Here is a 228-nt window from a genome sequence, read left to right on the forward strand (position 1 = left end):
GTGTGGTACTGGTCATGGTGATGTATGGTGCATTAGCTGAATCGCCATTAGTGTGGTCTATGGCTGATGTTTCGATGGTATTAATTGCACTCATTAACCTTGTGGCCATTTTAATGCTGTCAAATGTGTTGGTTAAGCTAGCGAAGGACTACAACGAGCAGCGGGCGCAAAACAATCAGCCTACTTTTGATGCCATTCAATAACATGAGCTTGAAAAAAATATTGAGC

1 protein-coding gene is annotated in these 228 nt (G+C 42.1%); it reads left to right on the top strand.

Annotated elements, in window-relative coordinates:
* The coding region (locus Q4519_RS22310) for an alanine:cation symporter family protein (RefSeq protein WP_303516182.1) at positions 1-203 on the top strand (203 nt) is incomplete at its 5' end.
* Positions 204-228 lie beyond the last annotated feature (25 nt).

Source organism: Motilimonas sp. 1_MG-2023 (assembly GCF_030547455.1).
Classification (GTDB): domain Bacteria; phylum Pseudomonadota; class Gammaproteobacteria; order Enterobacterales; family CBDFNC01; genus Motilimonas.